General features: G+C 56.1%; 1 protein-coding gene and 1 pseudogene. Both read left to right on the top strand.

Annotation, left to right across the window (positions count from 1 at the left end; translation table 11 throughout):
- Positions 1 to 190 precede the first annotated feature (190 nt).
- Positions 191 to 1,453: an extracellular solute-binding protein gene (locus tag Q0341_RS01605; RefSeq protein WP_299510093.1), complete on the top strand. Its 1,263-nt coding sequence runs from the start codon at positions 191 to 193 to the stop codon at positions 1,451 to 1,453.
- 112 nt (positions 1,454 to 1,565) lie between these two features.
- Positions 1,566 to 2,169: pseudogene (locus Q0341_RS01600) on the top strand (hypothetical protein); the annotation flags it as partial.

The raw sequence follows: 2,169 nt of genomic DNA, 5'->3' as shown, positions 1-2,169 counted from the left end.
CCACCACCGTAACGCTCAAGCTGGATGCCCAGTTCATCACGGCAAAGGCCGACAAGGACTTTCGAGCCACGTTGGACGAACCCGCGTGCTTTGCTGTGAACGCAGAGCATTGCTATCTCTTCGATGGACAGACGCAGAACCGGATGCGTCTGTAAACCCCCAAACAACCGGAAACTCAGGAGACAAATCCATGATCCACTCAAACGTTCGCCGCACGGTACTGGCTACTGCGGCTTTGCTTGCAGCACTACCTGGCCTCTCGTACGCACGGTGCGAAAGCCTCACCAATGTCAAAGCCGGCGAAGTCAACATCGTTGGCAACGCATTTCCTGCCTTGCAGCACATCACCAAAGAGATGGAATCTTGCACGCAAGGGGGCCTCAAGGTACAGGTAAAAATGACGCCGCAAGTTAAGCAAGAAGTGGCGCAAGCCTTTGGCTCCGCCGGCAAATCCGCATTTGACGCCGCAGTGGTTTCCATGGGCGTTTTTGCAGACCTGCAGAGCAAGGGGCAATTGCAGTCCATGACAGATCTGGTCAACAAGTACAAAACCAAGTACAAGATCGAAGACAACATGCTGATCAAGGTGAACGGCGAAGTCATGGCTATTGCCTTCATGCAAAACGCGCAGAACCTGTACTACCGAAAAGACCTGTTTGACAAACACGGCCTGAAGGCTCCCAGCACCTATGGCGATATGCTTGCGGCTGCCAAAGTGCTCAAGGAGAAAGAGCCCAGCATTGAATTCCCCATTGCGCAGACTTTCGCCAAGGGCTGGGACAGCGCGACCGAGTTCACCAACCTTTTTGCAGGTTACGGCGGCAAGTTCTTCAAAGCCGGTACAGCGGCGCCCGACTTTAGCAACGAAGCAGGCGTAAAAGCCTTGGAAACCATGAAGGCCATGACGCCGTTCATGACGCCCAACTACCTGGCCTCCAACTCCGACGATGTCATGAACCAATTCCAGCAAGGCAAGGCAGCCATGGGCGTGCTGTGGGCATCTCGCGCAGCCCGCATGGATGATCCAGCGGCATCCAAGGTTGTAGGCAAGATTGATTTTGTGGCGGCGCCAGCGGTTGTTGCCGGTGCAAAGTCGGCGACCCATTTGTGGTGGGACGGCGTGGTAATGCCCAAAAACTTGGGCGGCGACCGCGAGACTGTATTCCAGGTTTTGATGGAAGCGCTGGATGAGGGAACCACCAAGAGCGGCAATGACCTGGCCGTATGGGTGCGATCGTCCTACAAGCCCACGCGCTTTGGCACTGGCGTTGCCGCGTCGGCCAAAGCCGGGGCCCCCATGTGGCCCACCGAGCCGTACTTTGGCTTGGCCCACGGGGAAATTGGCAAGGTATTGCCCGATGTGATGAGTGGCGCCATGCCTCCCAAGCAAGCGCTGGATATTGCTGCAGCATCCTACAGCAGGGTAGCCGCTGAAAAGGGATTCATCAAGTAACCCACACCGCGCCACTGCACCGCAACCGTTAGCCAACGGTGTGCGAGTGGGCCGACACATCACCATGAAAACAAAATCATTCCTGCAGTTTGTAGGCCCGTCAGCAGTGCTCATGCTGTTGTTGCTGGCAGTGCCGATGCTCACCACGTTTTACCTTTCAGTGCGCAACTGCACGCTGGATATGGAAATTGTGAAGGTAGAGCAGTCGTCGCCCTTTGGCACTACCGAGACCATCACGCAACGCGCCAAGCTGGACTCCGCTGGCAGGGCCATACATGCATGCAAGTTCGTGGGGCTGGACTACTACCGCAGGGTTCTCGGGTTGGACGGTGGTTCGACAGAAGCCTCTGTCGAGTCGCCTTCCGATGCCGCGGCTGGTGCGCCTGAAACAAAGGTGGAGAACGAGTTCTTCGGTGCGTTGCGCTTTACCATGATCTACACCTTTGTGACGCTTCCATTCGTACTGGTGATCGGCTTCTTGTTGGCTTTGGCGGTCAACGGCGTCACGCTCCGCCTGAAGAGCATTTTTATCTCCGCTTCGCTGCTTCCCTTCATCATCACACCCGTGGTGGCCGCGTTGTCTATCAAATGGCTTTTTAGGGACAACGGCTTGATTCCTCACCTGTTGTCCAACATGGGGATTCAGGTGTTTTGGATGGCTGAGGCGTGGTCGGCGCGCTTGCTGATCATCGTTTACGGCATCTGGCACGTCGTAC

Origin of the sequence: uncultured Limnohabitans sp., assembly GCF_937889215.1 — a bacterium.
GTDB lineage: Bacteria > Pseudomonadota > Gammaproteobacteria > Burkholderiales > Burkholderiaceae_C > Limnohabitans_A.
Note: the sequence above shows the minus strand (reverse complement) of the source record. Positions and strands in the feature narration are given on the sequence as shown.